The 22,846-nt window shown below is 46.8% G+C and carries 13 protein-coding genes; 6 read left to right on the forward strand and 7 right to left on the reverse strand.

Annotation, left to right across the window (positions count from 1 at the left end):
- Positions 1-4 precede the first annotated feature (4 nt).
- Positions 5-1,345 (reverse strand): hypothetical protein, encoded by a 1,341-nt coding sequence (locus tag LZG72_RS15485; RefSeq protein WP_233874087.1) that lies wholly within the window; start codon positions 1,343-1,345, stop codon positions 5-7.
- 176 nt (positions 1,346-1,521) lie between these two features.
- On the opposite strand from LZG72_RS15485, the gene LZG72_RS15490 reads away from it, so the two are divergent.
- From LZG72_RS15490 to LZG72_RS15500, 3 genes are all read left to right on the forward strand, one after another.
- Positions 1,522-4,584 (forward strand): TonB-dependent receptor, encoded by a 3,063-nt coding sequence (locus LZG72_RS15490; RefSeq protein WP_233874090.1) that lies wholly within the window; start codon positions 1,522-1,524, stop codon positions 4,582-4,584.
- A 28-nt stretch (positions 4,585-4,612) separates the two neighbouring features.
- Entirely contained in the window at positions 4,613-6,283 is a 1,671-nt protein-coding gene (locus LZG72_RS15495; RefSeq protein ID WP_233874093.1) for a RagB/SusD family nutrient uptake outer membrane protein, read from the forward strand.
- 66 nt (positions 6,284-6,349) lie between these two features.
- Complete coding sequence (locus LZG72_RS15500; RefSeq protein ID WP_233874096.1) at positions 6,350-8,830, forward strand: hypothetical protein; 2,481 nt, start codon at positions 6,350-6,352, stop codon at positions 8,828-8,830.
- Positions 8,831-8,966: 136 nt separating this feature from the next.
- On the opposite strand, the gene LZG72_RS15505 is transcribed toward LZG72_RS15500, so the two are convergent.
- Positions 8,967-10,694 (reverse strand): sorbosone dehydrogenase family protein, encoded by a 1,728-nt coding sequence (locus tag LZG72_RS15505; protein ID WP_233874099.1) that lies wholly within the window; start codon positions 10,692-10,694, stop codon positions 8,967-8,969.
- A gap of 161 nt (positions 10,695-10,855) precedes the next feature.
- Complete coding sequence (locus LZG72_RS15510) at positions 10,856-12,022, reverse strand: AIR synthase-related protein (RefSeq protein WP_233874102.1); 1,167 nt, start codon at positions 12,020-12,022, stop codon at positions 10,856-10,858.
- Positions 12,023-12,279: 257 nt separating this feature from the next.
- Here LZG72_RS15510 and LZG72_RS15515 point away from each other — a divergent pair, with 257 nt between their 5' ends.
- Positions 12,280-12,795, forward strand: a complete 516-nt coding sequence (locus LZG72_RS15515; protein WP_233874105.1) for a C40 family peptidase — start codon at positions 12,280-12,282, stop codon at positions 12,793-12,795.
- 84 nt (positions 12,796-12,879) lie between these two features.
- Here LZG72_RS15515 and tnpA read toward each other — a convergent pair whose 3' ends face one another.
- The gene (gene tnpA / locus LZG72_RS15520) at positions 12,880-13,314 is read right to left on the reverse strand and encodes an IS200/IS605 family transposase (protein ID WP_233874108.1); all 435 of its coding nucleotides are present in this window, start codon (positions 13,312-13,314) and stop codon (positions 12,880-12,882) included.
- A gap of 200 nt (positions 13,315-13,514) precedes the next feature.
- On the opposite strand from tnpA, the gene argH reads away from it, so the two are divergent.
- Positions 13,515-14,852: an argininosuccinate lyase gene (gene argH, locus LZG72_RS15525; protein ID WP_233874111.1), complete on the forward strand. Its 1,338-nt coding sequence runs from the start codon at positions 13,515-13,517 to the stop codon at positions 14,850-14,852.
- A 6-nt stretch (positions 14,853-14,858) separates the two neighbouring features.
- Positions 14,859-16,448: a VCBS repeat-containing protein gene (locus LZG72_RS15530; RefSeq protein ID WP_233874114.1), complete on the forward strand. Its 1,590-nt coding sequence runs from the start codon at positions 14,859-14,861 to the stop codon at positions 16,446-16,448.
- An 83-nt stretch (positions 16,449-16,531) separates the two neighbouring features.
- On the opposite strand, the gene LZG72_RS15535 is transcribed toward LZG72_RS15530, so the two are convergent.
- From LZG72_RS15535 to LZG72_RS15545, 3 genes are all read right to left on the reverse strand, one after another.
- A complete protein-coding gene (locus LZG72_RS15535; protein ID WP_233874117.1) occupies positions 16,532-18,133 on the reverse strand; it encodes a SusD/RagB family nutrient-binding outer membrane lipoprotein in 1,602 nt (533 codons plus the stop codon).
- Between the two features lie 20 nt (positions 18,134-18,153).
- Complete coding sequence (locus LZG72_RS15540) at positions 18,154-21,477, reverse strand: SusC/RagA family TonB-linked outer membrane protein (protein ID WP_233874120.1); 3,324 nt, start codon at positions 21,475-21,477, stop codon at positions 18,154-18,156.
- A 185-nt stretch (positions 21,478-21,662) separates the two neighbouring features.
- Complete coding sequence (locus LZG72_RS15545; protein WP_233874123.1) at positions 21,663-22,829, reverse strand: ATP-binding protein; 1,167 nt, start codon at positions 22,827-22,829, stop codon at positions 21,663-21,665.
- Positions 22,830-22,846 lie beyond the last annotated feature (17 nt).

Below are 22,846 nucleotides of genomic sequence, written 5' to 3' on the forward strand. Positions count from 1 at the left end.
TTTTTTAGTCAAAATTCCCGTCAAACGTTTTTCCCGTTTTCAGGTCTTTGAGCAGCACAGAATGGATTTCCCCAATGCCTGCAAACGTAATTCCCAGGCCGTAGATCTGTTTCAGAGGCTCCAAGTAATCGGTCTCATACACCTGCTTTTCATTGATAAAAACACGTGCGTGTTTGTTCACCACCTTCATTTGCACCGAGCCACCCTGATGCAGGTCCGCACCCAAAAAATTCAGCTGGTTGGATTCCCCCTGCTTGTTGATCTCCGAGAATTGCAGGTCTGTCCAGTGCACGCAGCCGGGTTTCATTACATCGAATAAATGTTTGGATGTCTCCCCAAACACCGTGACCCGAACTTGCGAACAGCGTACACCTGCGCGGGACGGCGATGTTTTTAATTTTATAAAAAGGTCAAAATTGTCCCCGTCGATGTGCGTAATATGGGTATTGATGAATTTTACAAAAAAGGTACGGTTGGTGTCCACACCGGCGTGTGAAACTTCCAGCGCGCTCACGCTCTTTTTTCCACTTATCAAAAGATCCGCGATCTCAATGGGATAAACCCGGGTAGTATCATACATCATTTCTGCCGTCGCGGTCCAGCCATCCGTTTGCAAATACACGGATGCCGTGTCCAGCGCGTATCCATTCTTTTTCAGAACAGCATGATACCGGCCCGGAACTTCGTAATAATGGGAATAAAGACTGTCGCCCATCGTCACCGGTATTTTTCGGCCATCCCCGAATTCGATCACATACTGGTCTTTGGGATCGGTGTAGGCACCTAGCCCCGGAAGTACAAAAACAGCCGAATGCGGGTTGCCTCCAACCGGATTCTGGCAAACCAGCCGGACTTCTTCCGGCAGATGATTTACAAAAAACAATTTATACGAAAACACGAATGCAACGACAAGTACGATCATCCCGGCAAGCGCCAATGGCCATCGCTGCCGTTTCTCGTCAGATACGGAAGTCTCGACAGGATCAATGACAATTACCGGCGAATATGAGACCTCTTCCCTGACCGCATTGTGAACTTGTGTAGTAAATACAGGCTTCGACGTATTGAAATTTTCCCAATCGCTGTAACCAATGTACCTCGCCAGGGCGTCGCGGGTAGCACGCTGCGGATAGTAACGTACATCCGTTCTGATTTTCCCAAAGATGCGTTTGAGCGTATTGGGACTGATTTGAACCTGCGTCTTTTTGTAAAGCGTATAACCCAGCTTCACATAATCGCCGTTCGTCCATTTGCCGATGTCCGGCTTCCCATATACCTCACTTACAAGCCGGCAGCAGTGATCCAACTGATCCAAAGAGCTCGCCCTGACTTGTCCATTCTCCATAACACTAGTAAAGTAAAAATCTGTTTATCAGTTATTTAGGTTGTCCATAGTTTTGGTTAACCAACTGATCAAGCACACACCCGAATCGCCAAAATATGCAATTTTATATTTGTAAACTTTTATTAAAACCCGAACGGTTTTGATCAAAAACTACCTAAACACTAACATATTCAAAAATGATGAGACAAAAAATTCTACTAGGTTGCGTCCTGTTTTTTGGGTGGATAAGTCCCTTGCTGGCACAAACGCGGCAGCTCACCGGAAAAGTCACAGACGAAGAATCCAAAGAGCTTCCCGGCGTGAGCATTGTCATAAAAGGAAAGCAGCAAGGTACGGTTACCGATGCGAACGGACAGTATAAACTGGCCCTTCCCGACGCCGAACCCGTGACGCTGACATTTTCATTTGTCGGTTACGCAAGTCAGGAAATTGCCGTGGACGGACGTTCCATACTCGACGTTACTTTGAAGCCAAATGACAATTCACTTGCCGAAGTCGTGGTTGTCGGATACGGTACGCAGAAGAAAAAAGACCTGACCGGCGCGATCTCGACGATCGGCTCCAAAGATGTTGCAGGCCGCCAGACTTTGCAGGTTTCGGAAGCATTGCAAGGCAGTGTGGCAGGTGTATCGGTTACCCGCAGCAACGGCGCACCCGGTTCCAGCTCAAACATCCTGATCCGGGGCATTACTACCATTGGTACCAACAATCCGCTCATCGTGGTGGATGGCGTGCCTGTGGCGAGTATCGATAATGTAAACCCGGGCGATGTCGAAAGTATCACCGTTTTGAAAGATGCCGCATCGGCTGCCATTTATGGTTCCAGAGGTGCTGCCGGGGTTATTTTAGTTACGACCAAACGGGCGAAAAACGGACAGAGCAGTCTGGAATATACCTATGAATACGGTGTGCAGCGGGCTACTTCTTCTCCGTCGTATGCCGGCGTGCAGGATTATATGCGATATTTCAATGAGCAGGCTACGAATGATGGCGCGAGTACCGGCCCGTTCCAGAAGGCATTCATCGACACATATCTTGACAGTAACCGCGTCAGCCCGGATCGTTTCCCTAACACAGACTGGCAAAAAGCCATCTTAACCAGACAAAATGCCCCGCGCCAGCGTCACGACGTGGTATTTTCGATGGGTACCGGGAAGATCAAGACAAAAGCCTCGCTGGGATATGCAAGTGCAGGTGCTTTTTACGACAACCGGTCATTCAACAGATACCTTTTCAGGATCAATAATGATTTGCAGGTCAATGAAAAGCTGGGCATTAATCTCGATGTTTTTTACAAAAGGACAAACAACGAGGGAAATGGAAATGAACTTCCAAACAACGCATTCAATCCGATCTATGAAGCCCGTGTAATGCCGCCGATCTACGACGACGTCTACGAAAATGGCCGCCCGGCATTAGGTAAAGATGGGCGAAATCCATTAGGTCAACTTCGCGACGGTGGTTTTACCAAGACTTTAAATAACCAGATCGGCGGACGTATGTCATTGAACTACAAACCCGTAGACGGACTGACACTGACTGCATTGGTAGCGCCGGTACTCGATCTGGACAAAAGCAAATATTTCTCGAAACAGATCCGGTACACCAATCCTAATGGTACCAACAGTACAGTTGTAAATCAGGCGCGGACGATTTTACAGGAAGGCCGATCGGAGAGTTTGAGTATAAACGGACAGCTGCTGGCCAATTATGTGAAGGAGCTCAATGGCGGGCATACCATTGACATTCTCGGTGGTTTTGAAGAAAATTATCGTTCGCTCGATACCCTCGGCGCGTCCAGAAGCGGATTTGCATTAACCGATTTCCCTTACCTGAATTCCGGTTCGACGGAACTACGGGATAACTCGGGTAGTGCGAACGAATCCGGCTTGCATTCTTTTTTTGGAAGATTGCAATACAATTACAAAAGCAAATATTTCATTCAGGGTAATCTTCGCTCCGACCTGTCTTCCCGGTTTGCACCAGCCTACCGGAGAGCTATATACCCCTCTCTTTCAGCGGGATGGACGGTTTCCGAAGAAGAGTTTTTGAAAAATACCAAATGGCTTTCTTTTCTGAAACTGAGAGGTTCATGGGGTAAAGCCGGAAACGAGCGTCTGCTCAACAAAGATGGCAGGCCGGCCTACTATCCCTACCTGGCTACCATTGATTTTACAAGCGCATTGTTTTACCAGAATGGCAGCGTGGTGCCGCTCGCGGGCGGCGGCCAGCAGGTATATGCCGTCGATAACATTACATGGGAAACCAGCCGGACGACCGATATTGGTATTGACGCTGCTTTCCTGAATGACCGGCTGAGCCTGGGTGCCGATTATTACATGAAGAAAACCACCGACATTCTTTTGCCGCTCGACATTCCATTGTATTTGGGATATGATAAGCCAAACCAGAATGCTGGTGTATTGAATGTAAAAGGCTGGGAACTGGAACTGGCTTGGAGAGACAAAATCAACAAGCTGAACTACTCGGTCGCTGCGAACCTTTCCGATGCAAAATCGACTGTTGGCGATCTCAAAGGCACGGAGTTCCGCGGCGATCAGATCATCCGGAATGGCAGCGAGTACAATGAATGGTTCGGGTACATTTCCAATGGATTGTTTCAGACGCAGGACGAGATCACAGGTGCGCCGGTGCTGAATGTAACCACCAAACCGGGCGATGTGCGCTATGTGGATGTGAATAAAGACGGCAGGATCACGACCGACGACCGGGTATTGCTGGGAGGCGCATTGCCAAGATACTTGTACGGCGGTAACCTGCGGGCAGATTATGAAGGTTTTGACTTCGGTATCAGTTTTCAGGGTGTAGCTAAAAGGCGTTCCCGATTGGCCAATGAAGTGGTGCAGCCATTTGCAGAAGCTTTTGGAAATTTACCAGCCGACATGATCGGGAAGTTCTGGAGTGTGAACAACACACCCCAACAAAACCTGAATGCGACTTACCCGCGTTTGTCCCGCACTTCCAACACCGCCAATTATTCCCTTTCGGATTACTGGCTCATCAACGGGGCGTATTTCCGGCTTAAAAACATCACGCTCGGCTACACGCTGAAACAAACCGTGACCAAGAAAACGGGCATTCAATCCCTGCGTTTTTATGTCTCGGCCAACGATGTGTTCTCAATCAGCAAATTCCCCAAATACCTCGATCCGGAATCCGGAAGCTATGCGTACCCCATTGTGAGTACGTTTATGGCTGGCGCGACGATACGATTTTAATTATCAGGGGTTTATATAAAAAATCATCATGAAAAAAATATTCTATATCCTGTTGGTGGCCAGCGTTTCAGCCTGCCATACACTCGACCTCAACCCACTTTCCGAGGCATCGACGGGGACATTCTATTCCAACCAGACCGAACTGGAACTGGCTGTGAACGACCTGTACCGCCTGATTTTCTGGGGCAACGACAATGAGCTTTTCAGTGACAACGAATGGCACCGCGGCCAGCTCACCAATGCGGTGATCGGCGGTACCATGAATGCCGACGACGCCAACGTACAGACTTTTTGGCTGAATAGTTACAAAGCAATCGCACGGGCCAATTCTTTTTTGGCCAACAAAGACAAAGCCGCTGCGAATACCCCGGCGAACGTCATGCTGCGACTGGAAGCAGAAATGCGGCTGATGCGGGCATATCAGTACTCGCGGTTGATCACGCATTTCGGTGACGTCCCATTCCTGACTGAGCCGGTTACACTTGAAGAATCATACGGCATTACCCGCACCAGTAAAGACCAAATCCTGACGTTCGTATTCCAGGAGCTTGACTTTGCGGCTGCGAACCTGCCAGCTACATACGGTGCCGCCGAAGCAAAACGTCTTACCAAAGGTGCCGCGCTGGCCATTAAAGCCCGCACGGCATTGTATACCGGCAAATGGGCGATTGCAAAAGAAGCAGCCGACGCGGTGATCAAATCGCAGACTTATGCACTCAACGCTTCTTACTCACAACTTTTTCTGCGTGCCGGGGAAACAAGCAGAGAATTGATCATCAGCATTCCGAGGGACGAAAAACAGCAGATTTTCAGCACCGCGGGATATGTGCAGGATAATATTTCAAGAAATGCGGGAGGTTTTGGCGCACAATTGCCGACCCGGGATTTGATGGATGTATACGAATCCATTGATGGTAAACCGATCAACGAATCGACGCTGTATGATCCTAAAACCCCATTCAAAAACCGTGATCCAAGACTTACCGCCACGATCGTAGAGTTTAACACGCAGTGGCTCGGCTATAATTACACGCCGCATCCCGATTCGCTCCTGATTTTCAGTTCAAAAGAAAATAAGAAAGTTTCGAATAAGGATACCCGCGCGGTGGCTGCATTTGCCAGTTTTACAGGCTTTTTATGGAAAAAAGGCATTGACCAAACCTGGCCCGACCGGCTCGTGGAAGACAACGATGCGATCATTATCCGCTACGCCGAAATCCTGCTGACGTACGCGGAAGCCAAAATGGAACTCGGCGAGATCGACGCCAGTGTGCTTAGTGCCATCAACCAGGTGCGGGCGCGGGCTTATGGCGTGACGGTGGAACAAACTACTCTGTACCCGGCAGTAACGGTTACTAATGCAGCTGCATTACAAAAGATCCTGCGACGGGAGCGCCGCGTCGAATTTCCAAGGGAAGGACTGCGCTATATGGACCTGATCCGCTGGCAACTGGCCGAAAAAGCACTCGGCAAACCGGTGATCGGGTTACCTGATCCTACTGCCCAAAACCGCGCGAAATGGCCATTCCCGGGCGTTACGCCGATCGATGCAGATGGCATACCCGATTATTCCAGCTTTGGTACCGATGTGAAAGTGCTCGCACAGCGCAGCTTTGACAAATCGAGGCAATATCTCTGGCCGATCCCGGCAGTCGAAAGACGTGTCAACACAGGGATTACACAGAATCCTGGTTACTAATATTAATTATTTATCTCATAATCAAAACCTTGGTGCATTCCACACTCCATTAAAACTATTTTATTGATGAAAAAAGTCAGACTTAGTCTCTCCGCGTTATTCCTATTCCTAACCCTTCATTCTTTTTCTCAAACCAAAAAACCTTCGTTCAGTGGCATTTATCCGCATTTGGCGATGTATAACAACGAAGGTGAGTGCGGTACCGGCGCGGTTGTACCCTGGGCCGGTAAACTCTGGGCGATCACCTACGCCCCGCATTTGCCTTTCGGCTCTTCGGACAAGCTGTACGAAATCAGTTCGGATCTGAAACAAACCGTCCGTCCGGAAAGCATCGGTGGTACCCCGGCAAACCGGATGATCCACACGGAAAGCAACCAGCTTTTTATCGGACCATACGCCATAGATGGCAAAGGAGCTGTCCGGGCAATTTCTTACAAGACGATGCCGGGAAGGCACACCGGAAATGCGCGCCATCTGACAGACCCAAAGAACAAGATCTATTACGGGACAATGGAAGAAGGTTTTTACGAAGTGGATGTAAAAACACTGGCTGTGAACATGTTATATGAAGACGGCAATGTAAAAAGCAACAAAAACAACACAAACAACGGAGAACAGCAGCAGTACCAATATAACAACCTGCTGCCGGGAACGCACGGGAAAGGCTATTATTCGGGCCAGGGTGTGACCGTTTATTCCAACAATGGAGAAGCCGGTAAACTGGCTGAAAAACAGTTTGATATCGAATCCGGATCGTTGTCGGAATGGGATGGGAAAAACTGGAAACTGGTACGCAGAAACCAGTTTGTGGAAGTAACCGGCCCGGGAGGAATTTATGGTAACAAAAACCCTGAAACCGACCCGATCTGGGCAACCGGCTGGGACCATAAGTCGGTATTGCTGGGTGTGCGCGATGGCGGGAAATGGACGTTTTTCAGGTTACCAAAGGCCAGCCACAGCTACGATGGCGCACACGGCTGGAACACCGAATGGCCACGTATCCGCGACGTTGGAACGGAGCAAATACCTGATTACCTGATGACCATGCACGGAATGTTCTTCCAGTTTCCAGGAAAGTTTTCGTCTAAAAACACCGCAGGTATCCGTCCGCGCTCGGCGTATTTGAAAGTGATCGGCGACTATACACGCTGGAACAATCAGCTGGTGTTTGGTTGTGATGATTCTGCGCAAAGGGAGTTTTTGAACAAAAGAAAAGCAAAAGGTAATATTGAAGGCCCGGGGCAGTCCAATTCAAACCTGTGGTTCACGTCGCTCAATCAGCCGGATTTACTGGGACCAAATACCGCCGAGGGAGCCGTTTGGCTGAATGAAAATGTGAAAGCAGGCGAAACCTCCGAGCCATTTCTGTTTGCCGGCTGGGCCCATCGTTCGGCCTGGGTTCAGAACAATGGGGATAGTGAAACAAGCTTTGCATTTGAGGTTGACAAAACCGGAAACGGAAACTGGGTCCCTTTGAAATCGATTAAAGTAGGCGCGAAAAGTGCTGTCAAAGTGGAGTTCCCCGCAGCTGAAACCGGCGAATGGATCCGCATTAAACCTGCGCAGGCCACCAATGCATCTGCCCACTTTTCCTACATAGCCGATGATAAACGTACCACTTCACCGGACGCTATTTTTGCAGGATTGAGCAACATTACTTCGGCCAAAACTTCGGGAGGATTGTTATATGGACTTGGTGAAAACCGTCGTGCATTGGGTATTGCAGCCCATGATTACTCTGGTGGAACTGCCAGCGAAACGGGTTACTATGAGCTGGATGGAGATATGAAACTCGTTCGTAAGGAAGATCCCAAAACGCTTTCATTCATCAAAAGCAAGTTCGCGATCCCGCAAAAGGTCGTTACTATCGACGGATCGTCGGTGCTGGTGGTGGATGATAAAGGTCGCAGGTGGAGATTACCACTTGGTAATGAACAATTTACAGGACTAACCAATGAGGCTGCCTTACGCATCTGCCGGGAAGTTTCGACGGAACGCGACTTGTTCAATGTGCACGGTACATTTTACGAACTGCCTGCCGAGAATGCGGACGGTTATGCAAAAATCCGTCCGGTATCGTCTCATAATCTGCGCATTAACGATTACGCATCGTATCGCGGATTGCTCGTAATGACGGGAATTGATCAGAATGCGACGAAAGGAAATTCGCATGTCATTGTTTCGGATGATAAAAAAGCGGCAGTATGGGCAGGAGCGATCGATGATCTCTGGAAACTGGGCAAACCAACCGGCCAGGGCGGCCCGTGGAAGAATGCTTCGGTAAATGCAAATGAAGCATCTGATCCCTATCTGATCGGTTTTTACGATAAGAAATCATTGAAACTGTCCCACAATGCAAAAAGCCCGGTGACCTTCACAATGGAAGTAGACCCGGTCGGAAACGGCCCCTGGATGGCTGCGGAAAAGATCACAGTAGCGCCAGGACAGACAGTCAACTACGATTTCCCGAAAGATTTTGCAGCAAGATGGGTACGTTTTAAGACGGACAAAGCCTGCGAGGCGACTACCTGGCTGGAATATAAATAACAGATAACCCACTAATTTGAAACACCCCGGTACCGGATATTCCAGGTTACCGGGGTGCTTTAGTATGTCCCAGCCAAATTACGAGAAGAAAATTTCTAACTAGCTCCTCATCGATTAGAGTCCGTTCACTCCCGCACTATTCCAGCACGAGCACTTTTTGCTGGATAACTTTCCCATGATCTTCGAGCCTGACAATGTAAATACCAGAAGCTGTCGGATTGATCGGAATCGGGATCGTTCCGCTTTTGCCTGAAATATCCTTTCTTAAAAACACTTGTCCACCCGTTCCGACAAGTTCCATGGACTGAAAAGGTTCATCGAGCACCAAATTGATCGTCCGGTTGGTGATGTAGGATGGTCTGATAAAATTGCCTGCGAGTGATTCCGGACCGGTGTCAATGGCGATAATCCTGGAATGTTCGGAGCTGCCGTCCTGATCGTTCATTTTGAGCCTGTAATAATGCACGCCGCCCGATACTACGGCGTGGGAAAAACGGTAACTTCCCCCGGTAACGGAATTGTCCGACAACACATTACCGACCGTTTGAAAATTTACTGCATCGTTGCTATGCTCAATGTCGAACGACCGCGAATTTTCTTCCATTGACGTTTGCCAGGACAATTTCACACCTTCCACGCCGGGGACGCCGGTAAAGCTGACCAGCGTTACAGGTAACTGCGAATCCGTGTAGATATGGTAAATTGTACTGCCTGTCACCGCATAAAGCTCCCCCGCCTCATCTTCACCAATGTCGACAATGCCCCGGATCGGCGAAGTCTCGAATACCTGAGGCGTACCTCCGCTTTTGATCCGGTGGATCTGGCCGGAGGAATTATCCATTCCTATATAATACCCATACATGGCGGGGTATAGTGAACCCCTGTAAACAACGCCTCCGATCACCGACCTGCCACCCTGCATGTCAGGCAAGGGTGTGCCGGTCTGGTAGGTATGGATCGGTGCGATCGTCACCAGACCCGTCGGACAGCCCGATTGGTCCCCGGTAGTCAATTCGCCTTCAAAACACCTCCACCCAAAATTCGCTCCTTTCAGGTTGGCGGCCGGCACGTAATCAATCTCTTCCCGCGCACCCTGGCCCACATCTCCAATCCAGATCGCATGCGTCACCCGATCAAAACTCCACCGAAATGGATTTCTGAGGCCTGTGACGTAAATCAGTGAGTTAGGAATAGGGTTATCTGCAGGCACTTCATATCCTATATCACTTCCAACCGGAACGTCCACATCTATACGCAACAATTTACCTAGCAGAGAATTGGTATTTTGCGCATTTCCGGAGGGATCATTACTGTCACCTCCGTCGCCGGTTGACAAATACAAATAGCCATCGTCATACCCAAAATGCATTTCTCCGCCATTGTGATTGGAGTAATCAGGATGATCGATGCCAAGAATGTATTTTCTACTGGTAACGGATGCCGTGTTGCCCGAAGCCGGGGATGCCGTATACCGTGCTACTTCCAGGTTACCGCTGCTATTGGTATAAAAGGCGAAGAAATGCCCGTTTGTTTCATACTGCGGGTGAAATGCGACACTCAGCAAGCCACCTTCGCCTTCCGTATCCACGACATTGCTTGTGCTGTTCAGGTTAATAAATTCAACGGGTGTGGTTGCTCCCGGTGCCAGAACTTTGATAACACCAGCCCTTTCGACAATAAAAATCCGTTTGGAACCATCGCCAGCATGCACAAGTTGAATTGCGCCGTTGAAGCCTGTAATTGTTCCCGTGGTCGTCTGATCAATTTTAATCTCGGGGGCCTGAGCGTAAGCGGCGGTAAACGATATCAGACAAAGCAACAATGTTAGCAGGCTGACGATTTTTTGTTGGATAAAATTTCTCATAACCGAAATGTTTAGTGGGTGAAAAAATCTAATGTATTCGATATACATTTAGAATTTTACTACTATTTACGTGCCCACTGAGAAGCCGGGAAACGCAATGCCTGAAACAAAAAAAGCTCTCAGCCAGACGGTTGAAAGCTTTCGGAAAGTATTGTTTTATACTAATAGTTGAATTCGCCGAATTCAGATGTGATTGTCAATTTTTTGGCTGGCGATTCCTCCACCCTGCCCACAACCTGCGCGTCGATCCCAAAAGATTTGGACACGTCTATTACTCTTTGCGCGAACGCTTCCGGGAGGTAAATTTCAAGCCTGTGCCCCATGTTGAATACTTTATACATTTCCTGCCAGCTCGTACCGCTTTCTTCCTGGATCAATTTGAAAAGAGGCGGAACCGGGAGCAAATTGTCTTTGATAATGTGAAGGTTATCAACAAAATGTAGAATTTTCGTCTGTGCCCCGCCACTGCAATGTACCATGCCATGAATGTGCTGACGCATCTCATCCAGCAGCGCTTTGGCGACGGGTGCATAGGTACGTGTCGGTGAAAGAATGAGCTGGCCCACATTCAATGGTACGCCTTCCACTGCGTCGGTTAGTTTTTTGCTTCCACTGTAAATCAGATCTTCGCTCACTTCAGGGTCAAAACTTTCCGAATATTTGCTCAGGTATTTGTCCAGGATATCATGTCTCGCAGAAGTCAATCCATTACTTCCCATTCCGCCATTATAGGTGGTTTCATAATTAGCCTGACCATAAGAAGCCAGCCCGACGATGACGTCACCTGCCTGAATATTGGCATTATCAATCACCTCCGACCGTTTCATCCGCGCGACCACGGTACTGTTTACTGTCACCGTTCTCACAAGATCGCCAACATCAGCCGTTTCGCCTCCGGTACTGTAAATCTCCACACCATAGCTGCGGAGCATTTCGAGCACTTCTTCGGCCCCGTTTATTACCTCCGCAATCACCTCGCCGGGGATGCGGTTTTTGTTCCGGTCGATCGTCGAAGAGTATAACATCGGGCCGGTGGCTCCTATGCAAAGAAGGTCATCGGTATTCATCACGATCGCATCCTGGGCCACCCCTTTCCAGACCGAAATATCGCCGGTTTCTTTCCAGTACAAATATGCCAGGGAGGTTTTTGTACCCGCGCCGTCGGCATGCATGATGGTGCAATAGTCAGCATCTCCGGCCAGGATATCAGGAACGATTTTGCAAAAAGCTTTTGGGAAAATGCCTTTGTCGATCTTTTCTATGGCTTTATGCACATCTTCTTTTGAAGCCGATACACCACGCTGAAGGTAACGGTCGGTAGTTTTCATCTATGCTTTTTTATTAAATACAACGGTCGTGATTTCAGCCACAAAAGTAGGGAAAAAGGGTTTTAAACCTTTACTTTAACGAAAACAACGTTACTCTACCGACCCTCAGTGAGTTACAAATTATTTCAAAAACTAATGAATTATTAAAATCAGATTTATGCTAAAAAGTTTTTAGCTTTACAATTCTATGGTTTCAAATATCCAAAACCATAGAATCTATTGTTTATTAGTTAAAGACCCGAACCCCCGATAAGTTCATGCGTTTTTTGATTCGATCAATAGTTGTTTCTGCTCTTTTAATTGTTGTTTCAACTTCCTATAATCCTTCGAATGCCACTACTTCCACCTCGGGGGAAATGGTTTCGGACAGCTTAAATACAGTCCAGGCGCTGGTTTCATTTGCGACCAAACATTTGCATATTCCTTACCGCTCGGGTGGAACCTCTAAAAAAGGTTTTGACTGCTCCGGCTTCGTGCGGTATTGTTTCGATAAATGGAATATTTCACTGCCGCATTCCAGCGCCGCACAGTCCAAGCACGGCGAGACGATCAAACTGGACGATGCAAAACCCGGTGATTTGATCTTTTTCAAAGGCGAAAGTTCAAAAAGCAGCCGCATCGGCCATGTAGGAATCATCACCGAAGTTGCTCCCGGTTATGTAAAGTTCATCCATTCTGCATTCAAAGGCGGCATCCGATATGATCTTCTGAATGCCAGTTATTACTCGAAGCGTTTCGTAGCGATTAAGAGATTAGTACAATCCGTCCCCTAACGGAACGGGAATTGAAGCTGGCGCTGCCAGCTCTCATCTTACCGCCCCCTTCAGGGGACGGATCAAGAGAGAGAGAGGAGAATTCTAATTTTTGATTTGTTGCCAGCCATATTTCTTCATGAAGCGGTCGGATTCGTCTTTAAAAGTTTTCTTACGATGATGCGCTTCCTGGTTCAAAATATATTGCCGAACTCTTGCCACATGCTTCTCACTTACACTTACTGCCCAATAGTCGTCTTGCCATGCAAACTTCTGAGAGGTTAACTTGTTTTGATTGATCCAGAATGACGATTCTCCTTTAATGAGATTCGCCATTTTCGCCAGCGAGTGTTCCCTGCCTAGCGAGATCAAACAATGCGCATGATCGGTATATCCATTTACAACATCCAGACAAATTCCCTTTGAAACGGCATTTCCCTTTATATGGAAAAATACCTTTTGTCTTATCTCATCATTCAAAAAAGGTTTACGATACTTCGTACAAAAAACCATGTGTATCCAAATGCTTGTCCAGCTCATAGAAAGAGAGGTTAAATGATTAATATCATTTAGACGTGGACACTTCATTTCGGTCACATATTTCCAGAAAGAATTTCGGGCATGATGTCGCAATCCAAAAATTTTCAATTTCCGTCATTTTCAAATCACGGCATGGCGGGTATAACGTGGATTGCGATTAAATTTGCGAAACCATTTTATTATCAAACAACCGTTGCATTTTGAAACTCTGGCAGAAAGAAAATACTGTTACCTCTGAAAAAATTGAAAAATTCACGGTTGGCAAAGACCGCGAAATGGACCTTCATCTGGCGGAGTTTGATGTGCTGGGAAATCTGGCGCATGCGAGCATGCTGGAAACCATCGGGTTGCTTACTTCGGAGGATCTGACAGCTTTGAAAGCGGAACTGAAAGTGATCTATTCAGGGATTGAAAAAGGTGATTTTGCGATCGAAGAGGGAGTGGAAGACGTGCATTCGCAGGTTGAACTCATGCTGACGCGCACATTAGGCGACACCGGGAAAAAGATACATAGCGGCCGTTCGCGGAACGACCAGGTGCTGGTGGATATGAAACTTTATACCCGCGCGCGGCTTTTTGAAGTGGTTCAGGCTACCGAAAAGCTGTTTCATGTTTTAATCAAAAAATCAGAAGAACATAAAAATGACCTTTTGCCGGGTTATACACATTTGCAGATCGCGATGCCTTCCTCTTTTGGCTTGTGGTTTGGGGCTTATGCAGAAGGTTTGATCGATGATATTATTCAACTAAATGCAGCATATCGACTTGCCAACCGTAATCCATTGGGTTCGGGGGCGGGTTATGGTTCGTCTTTTCCTTTAAACCGCCAGTTAACAACCGAACTTCTGGGATTTGAGGGAATGCATCACAATGTGGTGTATGCTCAAATGAGCCGCGGACGCACCGAGCAGGCGGCATTAACTGCGATTTCTTCTCTGGCAGCAACCGTTTCCCGGCTGGCTATGGATGTTTGTCTGTACAATAGTCAAAACTTCGGGTTTATCGTTTTGCCCGATGATCTGACAACCGGCAGCAGCATTATGCCGCATAAAAAAAACCCCGATGTCGCTGAATTACTTCGGGCTAAAACGAATAGGATGAAGGCATTACCAATGGAAGTAACCATGGTTTTGAGTAACCTGCCATCGGGGTACCACAGGGATATGCAGCTGCTAAAAGAAATCCTGATGCCTGCATTTGATGAAATACTGGATTGTCTGGATATCGCCGCGTTTATGCTCGAAAACATACAAGTGAAGCAAAATCTGCTCGACGATCCGAAGTATGATATGCTTTTCAGTGTGGAGCGGGTGAATGAGCTGGTAATCAACGGAGTACCGTTCCGGGATGCGTATAAGCAGGTAGGCACTGAGATTGGCGATGGAAGTTATGTTGCGCCACGTGCATTAAAGCATTCCCATGAAGGTAGTATTGGTAACCTTCAAACCACGGAAATCAGGGAGCGAATGGAAAAAGAGATTGCCGCATTTGGCTATGATCGGGTTGAAAAGGCACTCGAAAAATTGCTCAGCGAATAGTGTGTCATGGTCTCATTCAGAATCAGTTTGGTTATTTCCCTTTCTGTCTGGATGTTGGCTTTCCTATTTTATCCTACCAAAAATCCCGGTACTGACCGTTCTGAAATAAAGCTGAAAATAACGTTTTCTGACTCTCTGTCCGGAAAACAGCTGGCCATGCAATATTGCCAGCGATGCCATCTTTTTCCTGAACCCGCATTATTGGACAAAAAAACGTGGACGGAAAGTGTTCTTCCAAATATGGGGCAGCGCCTGGGTTTACAGTTTCCCGGCCGGGCACTTTATGTTGATATGGAGCCGGCGGACAAAGAAATCATTAAAAAACTGGGTACCTATCCGGAAACGGCGCTAATTTCCATACAGGAATGGGAGAAAATTGTTGCATACTACGTGGAAACCGCGCCTGAAAAACCATTACCGCAAAAAACTTCCAGCATTCCGGTCGCGCCACTGACTTCATTCAAAGCGACTTCACTTACAGTTGGCGACAAGTCTGTTCCAAAAACAACTTTGCTGAAATTCGATCCGGCTCCCGCGCAATTGTATGTCGGCGATGATCAGAATGCTTTGTATGTTCTGGATAAATCATTTCAATTAAAAGACACCTGGTGGATCGACACGCCGCCTGTTGATATTGATTTTCCAAAAAATGCGCCGCCGCGGTTATTGACGATCGGAAAATTCGAACCATCGGATCAGAAACTGGGCGGGATGATCTCTCTTTCAAAATCACAGGTTCCGCAAGCTGCGGTGAATATTGCTAACCTTCCAAGACCGGTTCAGTTTACAGCCGCTGATTTGAATATGGATGGAAAAGAAGATGTGATTATCTGCGGTTTTGGGAATAATGCAGGAAAGCTGTTCTGGTATGACGGTTTTGATCCTCAAAAAGAACATATCCTGAAACGCTTACCGGGAGCCCGAAAAACGGAAGTGTTGGATCTTAACCGTGATAAAAAACCCGATATCGTTGCATTAACATCGCAGGCCTGGGAGAATGTTTCGATCTTTTACAATCTCGGAAACGGGAAGTTCGAGGAAAAAGTAGTCCTGCAATTTCCACCTTCTTATGGCGTCAATTATTTTGAAATGGTGGATTTCAATAAGGATGGTTTTCAGGATATTCTTTTGACAAATGGCGATAACTGGGATTTATCGGCCATTCCAAAAAACTATCACGGCGTCCGCATTTACCTGAACGACGGGAAAGACAACTTCAAAGAAGCCTGGTTTTATCCTTTATATGGCGCAAGCAAAGCAATGGCCCGGGATTTTGACAATGACGGTGATTTGGACATTGCGGCTGTTTCGTTTTACACCGATCTTCAAAACCCTGCGGATGCATTCGTCTATCTTTCGAATGAAGGTAATTTCCATTTCAAAGCTCAGGTAACTCCGGAAGCTGCATCGGGCAAATGGATGACAATGGAGGCCGGGGATTTTGATCAGGACGGAGACATCGACATCGCTCTCGGCTCCTATTTTCATGTACTCGGCGAAATGTCGAAATTGATGTCGCACGGTGTCTTATCGTTTCCTCAACTCCTGCTTTTGACCAACCTCAAAAGTAAGGCACAAAAAAATGGCCGACGCTAACGCCGACCATTATCCCCACCCCCCTGAGAGGGAGCTTTGTTCTTACTAAATAGAATGTGCAAGCCCCTTTCAGGGGGTTGGGGTTATTTCACATCCCAGAACAGCTTGGTAGTAAGCTTGTCGTTATCTCTTACGGATGCGTAGTTTTCAGGGTTGTAAGTCACCTCGTTGCCTGGGTAATTCCATCTTACCGGAGGCAAAGTCTGGTTGTTTGCATTGTCTACCTGGAAGCTTAACGCCGGCAGGTCCAGTCTGCGGATATCAGCGAAGTTTTCATAAGGCTGAACAACGTTGTAATGCAGCCATTTCTGGGTAGCGATCAGGCTAAGTTTTGCAGCAGGTGTTGCCGCTTTCGTCCAGTTCACCGCGTCATTGGCAATGTAAGCAGCGATTTGTGCAGTACTCTGTGCCTCGGTTAATACAGCAGGTTTGGTACCCTGTGTTGCATTGCTCAGGCCTGCAATCGTAGTGTAAAACTTCACCGACTGCGAAATCGCCGTTTCGTAAGCTGTTTTAGCAGCAGCATCGTTGCCCGATCTCAGGAAGTATTCTGCTTTAATGAGGTTAATTTCAGGAGCATTGATGATCACACCCGGGAAAAACTGGTTGTGGCTCAGCACATAACGGTTGTAGATGGACACTGTTCCGGCATTGAAAAGAGCCGTTTGCGTAGCCGAAGTCCCCAATGGATCGATTCCAATATATTCACCTTTCGCTTTCTCTCCCGGCTCGAACAACAGTCTCAAACGTGGATCACTCGTGGTTTTCATGAGGTCGATCATTCTCTTGCCTGCCGTGTTGCCATACCATCCGCCGGAAGCAAGTCCATCCTGGAATCCTTTGGAGTTGATGTCGGTATTTACATCATACACATTGATCTGAATGTTTTGCTCGTTTGTTTCCACGACCGGATAAGTACCTGGCGCATTCAGGATCTCGGCGATCTCGGTATTTGATCTTGCCTGAAAATTCGCGGCAGCCGATACTCTGTTCAGCATCCGCAGGCGGAGTGAATTAGTAAAACGCTTCCAGGCAGTAATGTCTCCTTTGTTGACAATATCCTGAGTCTGAAATGGCTTTACGTAATTTGAGCTTATTGTAATGGTATTCAGCTCAGTAGCAATGGATTTCAAATCGTTCAGCATCAACGTGTAAATTTCTTCTGCCGAATCGAATTTCGCGTTTGAACCTGCATAGTTGCCCGCATTTGTGCTCAGCATACCTGCTTGCGTGAAAGGGATCGCACCATGCAGATCCACCATCCGCTGAGTATAATTGTACAGATAAACTTTCGCCGTCAGCATGAAAATCTTTTTATCAGCCTGCTCCTGGGCCGGTCTTGAATTGTAGATTTTTTCAAGCTCTCTGTATTGCGCCAGCGTGTTATAGTAGTTAAACCACATATCCTGCACACCCGCGGACGCCGGAACATACTGCCCCGACTCATTTGGCCAGCCAACCGCCTGGTTGAACCGGCTCAAAGTTGTTCTCAGGGTAACAAAATATTGTCCGTAACCCGGAAGAATGTAGTCTTTGCTGGCGTACATAAAGCCGGAATACTGTTTTTCAACAGTTGACTCTGCGATTTTTGCAGGGTCGGAATACCTTTCGGTAAATTCGGATTCCTTGCAGGACACTGCCGTGAGCATAAGTCCCGCCAAAATGAATGATGATATCTGTTTCATTGTCGTGATCGGATTAAAAATTAGAAGCTGGCCCTCAACATCACACCCATAGTACGGAATGACGGGTTACTACCTGCATTGTTGATGTTTTCATACCATCTTGTACTTACGCTTGTCTGCTCTGCATCCAGGTCTTTGATCGTTCTGTAAAGGAAGAACAGGTTACGTCCGAACACGGAAACAGAGATGTTCTGCGCACCGATCTTGTTGCCGATTGCAGCTGGCAGACGGTAGGCAAGCGAAAGCTCACGCATTTTGAAATACGTATTTTCCTGTACGTAAAGCTCATAACGCGCATTACCGTACTGGGGACCGCCCCAGTTGTACGTACTGTTGTAGTAAGTAGCCTGAGAAACAACGTTGGTATTTACTTCACCCGTCGCCGAAACACCGTCCATCAACATACCGTCGTGGTAAACAGTTTGTCCGTTTGGTCCGGCTGATCCGTTCGTAGCTACACCTTTTCCGTTTGCATCCACATAATAGGATAGTCCGCCGTGCTCCGCATCCATTGCATTTAAACTTTCTTCTGTCAAACCTCTCGATGTCATCCAGTTGATACCCGTGGGCATAATGTGACCGCCTACACGGAAATCGATTACCCCGTCGAGTGTGAAGTTTTTGTAGCTGAATGTGTTGAGCAAACCACCTGTCAGTTTAGGCATCGCATTACCTACCTTGATCCAGTTGTTGCCATCCAGTGTATAAAGTCCGTTTGGACCTACGATGCTTCTGCCCTGGCTGTCTTTCAAGATACCGTGTGCGAAGATATCTCCCATCGGACGACCTACAACGGAGCGGATCTGTGCCGCATTACCATCGAAATCGGCATGAAGCAATTCGGTAGAGCTGTTTGCCAGCTTTTCAACCTTGTTTACGTTTCTCGACAGGTTCAAGGTCAGGTCCCAGTTCAGGTCGCTCACTGTTTTTGCTTTCAACGGGCTTACATTGAATGCAACTTCAACACCCTGGTTCCGTAAAGTACCAATGTTCTCAAGGACTGTTCTTGCGCCGGTCGTTGCCGCGATGCTCAAAGGAAGGATCTGGTCAACGATCTGTGCGTTGTAGTATGCGATGTCCAGTCCAATGCGGTTGTTGAAGAATTTGGTTTCAAGACCGAACTCGAATTCGCGTTTCTGCTCCGGACGTATCTTGTCGTTTCCGTAGTCTGAGCTTAAAGTCGTATAAAGAACCGATTGCCCGCCAGTTTGCTGGATCGACAAGGAACCTTGCTGATATGCATTGTTTGCCTGATAGATCGTCGGGTAATTTCCTACGATACCAAATGAACCTCTCAGTTTACCATAGCTAAGGAATGAAGGCATATCGAATGCATCTGAGAAAACAAAGCTGCTGTTCACAGAAGGATAGACAAATGCATTGTTTCCTTTCGCTAGCGTGGATGTACGGTCTCTGCGGATTGTTCCTTCAATGAAGAAAATGTTCTTGTAATCGAAGTTAACGGTTCCAATGTATGCGTCGCGCAGCCAGCGGCTTCTGGTTTGGTTACCATTTGGAACGTTTACACTTGCAGAAATATCGAAGAAGTTCTCTGTGCTAAGTCCGCCATTAGTCGATCTTGACAGGAATGTGTTCAATTGTCTGTTGGCAGAATACCCACCCAAAAGGGAAATAGTAGCGTCCGCAGAAAGTTTTTTGGTATAAGTTAAAAGAACGTCACCATATACATTATTGTACTGGTTGTTGTTCATACCAAAGTCTCCTGAATAGCCGAATGCCAGAGGAATTGTGCTGTAACCCCAGTTTTCCATTCTTTCAGACGTGTAGTCCGTGGCGATACGGCCGCGGAGTTTCAGGCTTTCAAGGATCTGCCAGTTCTGGGTAAGGCTGGCAATAATGCGATCACTGTATTCGAATGCCTGGTTTTTTCTGGTATTCCATACATAATCCGCGATATCAGCTTTGAAACCATTGCGAATCAGGTTCTCGCCAGGGGTCAAACTTGGGTTCGTACCCGTAACAAATTTGTAGCCCTGACTTGTCTGATATTTATCAAAATACCAGTCTGCAGACTCGAAACGGTTCATCATACCTGTAAAGTTGTTGATCATACGATCCACTTTAAACGGGCGGTTGCGAGTAGTCTGGTTTACATAGTTCACCATTACATCCGTAGTCAGCTTTTTATTAAGGCTGAAACTGGCATTCAGGTTCGCAATGTTTTTGCTGTTTTTCGAATTGTAGCTGATCATCCCGTTATCCTGACGTGTGAACGAGAAACGGATATTAGAATTTTCGTTTGATTTCGAGATCGACAAGTTGATGTTTGAGCTGCTCGCGTTTTCGAACAGATCCGCGTAGCTGTTACCTGACGGAGAGTAAGGTCTGATCTTGCCATCAAATGACATGATCGGCTGGCCGTCGAATTTTGGTCCGAAGTTTACGGTTGCGTCCAGCAATCCTCTTGTTTCTTTAACACCGTCACCATCGGTATCATAATAGATAAAACCAGCCGCATCCTGGCCGCCATTGTTGTAGTTCAAAGGATAGCCCGGACCTCTTACATTCTGATAACGGGGCAGATAAGCAATTTTATCCACATTGTAGCTGGCGTTGAAATCCACGCCAATGCCTTTTTTGCCTTTACCACTTTTCGTAGTTACCAGCAAAACCCCATTTACCGCCTCAGAACCGTAAAGTGCAGCCGCAGATGCACCTTTAAGTACAGAAATATTCTCAATATCGGCTGGGTTCAAATCCAGAAGACCGTTCCCGCGGATACGCTGGTCGCCCCAGTAATCGCCGTTTCTCGATTCGCCGTTACGAATGGGAACACCGTCAAGCACAAGTAATGGCTGCGTATTTCCTGTAATGGAGCTAAATCCACGAATGTTGATGCTCACCCCGCTGGTTGCCCCACCCGGAGTTGCGTTGATGGTTACACCTGGTGCTTTTCCGTAAAGTGCAGTTGCAAAGTTTGGAGAAGCTGTTTTGACTAATGCCTCGTTGTTGATGGTTGCAGTCGCATATCCTATTGCGCGTTGTTCTTTTGAGATACCAAGTGCAGTTACTACTACTTCACCGAGCTGATTGGCATCTTCTGTCATTGTAATATCCAAAACCGTCTGGCTTCCCACAGTAGCCTCGATCGTTTTGAAGCCGATGTAAGAAAGAACCAGCGTATTTCCGGTAGCCGCCGTAAGGGTAAACTTTCCTGAAACGTCAGTAGTGGTCCCGTTCGTAGTGCCTTTCACCAGCACCGAAACACCCGGCAATGTGGTGCCGTCGGTGGCTGATTTAACCGTTCCAGTGATCGTTTGAGCGAACACGGGAGCACTTGCCAGCATGAGCATGACGACAAGCCTAAGTAAATTTTTGCCCATAAGTGAATAAAGTATTTATTGAGGATTAGAATTTTACCGCAATTTTAACAGTAATTTATTTAAGTTAAATTCAATTCTTAAAATAAATTACTAATTGCAGCGAAATAACGCGAGCGGTGAACTAATTATTGGCTAAACTCGCAAAAAAAGAAAACAGAATTTGGCAAAAAACCGGAAAGACAGTTTTACTGATTCTTTAAGAGAATGTTATGTAGGTTATGGAACGGATAGGCGGTGACTTTCGTCCTCTTTTGAAATTCATCACCACCATATATGAGGTTGAGGTCTGTTGCCCCTGATACTTTTCCAAAAAAGTCAAGATTTTTAAAAAAGTCTTTCTGAATGGTTTTACCAGACTTAATTTCGATCGCCTTCAGATTTACCCCATCCTGAATTAGCAGATCTACTTCGTGCTGGCTTTGGTCGCGCCAAAAATAAAAACGAGGCTGCTGACCCTTGTTCATCACATTCTTCTGCAATTCATTGATAACGAGATTCTCGAAAAGTGACCCTTTTGCATAATGCGTATCCAACTCATCCTCTGTCCGGATACCAAGTAAATATGCCGCCAGACCTAAATCGTAGAAATAGACCTTCGGTGTGCTAACAATCCGCTTATTAAAATTCTGAAAATAGGGTTGCAGACGAAACGCTATGAATGACGTTTCAAGTACAGAAAGCCAAGAATTGATGGTCTTATTATTCAACCCAAGCTCCACACCAAGGCTATTCTGATTAAATTGTTGCCCGATCCTTCCAGCGAGTAACTGAATAAAACGCTGAAACGCGCCAAGGTCCAGTATATTCTTGACTAATCGAACATCGCGCTCAATATATGTTCTCAAATAGTTATCATAAAAAGTTTGAGCATCGATGTCATCCACCAACTTCCGTGGGTAAGAACCTTTAATGATGTATTTTTCCCATTTATCTTCTGCATATTGAGTTCCATCGAGCTCGTCGATTGAAAATGGAAGGAGTTGAAAGATGGCAACTCTGCCGGCAAGAGACTGGGTAATCTGTTCCATCATCAGAAAATTCTGAGATCCGGTTAAAATGTATTCTCCTTTTATATTTCGCTCATCCGTGAATACTTGTAAATAAGAAAAGAGATTCGGGGCATATTGAGCTTCATCGATAATAACCCCACCTTGATAAGTAGCCAGAAAACCAACCGGATCTTCGAGAGCAAAAGACCTAATGCTCAGATTTTCGAGATTGACATATTGATAGTCCGGCCTAACCATTTTAGCTAACGTGGTCTTTCCGGCTTGCCGAGGCCCTAGTAGGCTGACAATCGGATATTTCATTAGCATTTCTGCAACCTTATCGGATAAACTGCGAGGTATCATTCTGTAAATTTAGGAAT

It is taken from the genome of Dyadobacter sp. CY323 (assembly GCF_021390245.1).
Lineage (GTDB): Bacteria > Bacteroidota > Bacteroidia > Cytophagales > Spirosomataceae > Dyadobacter.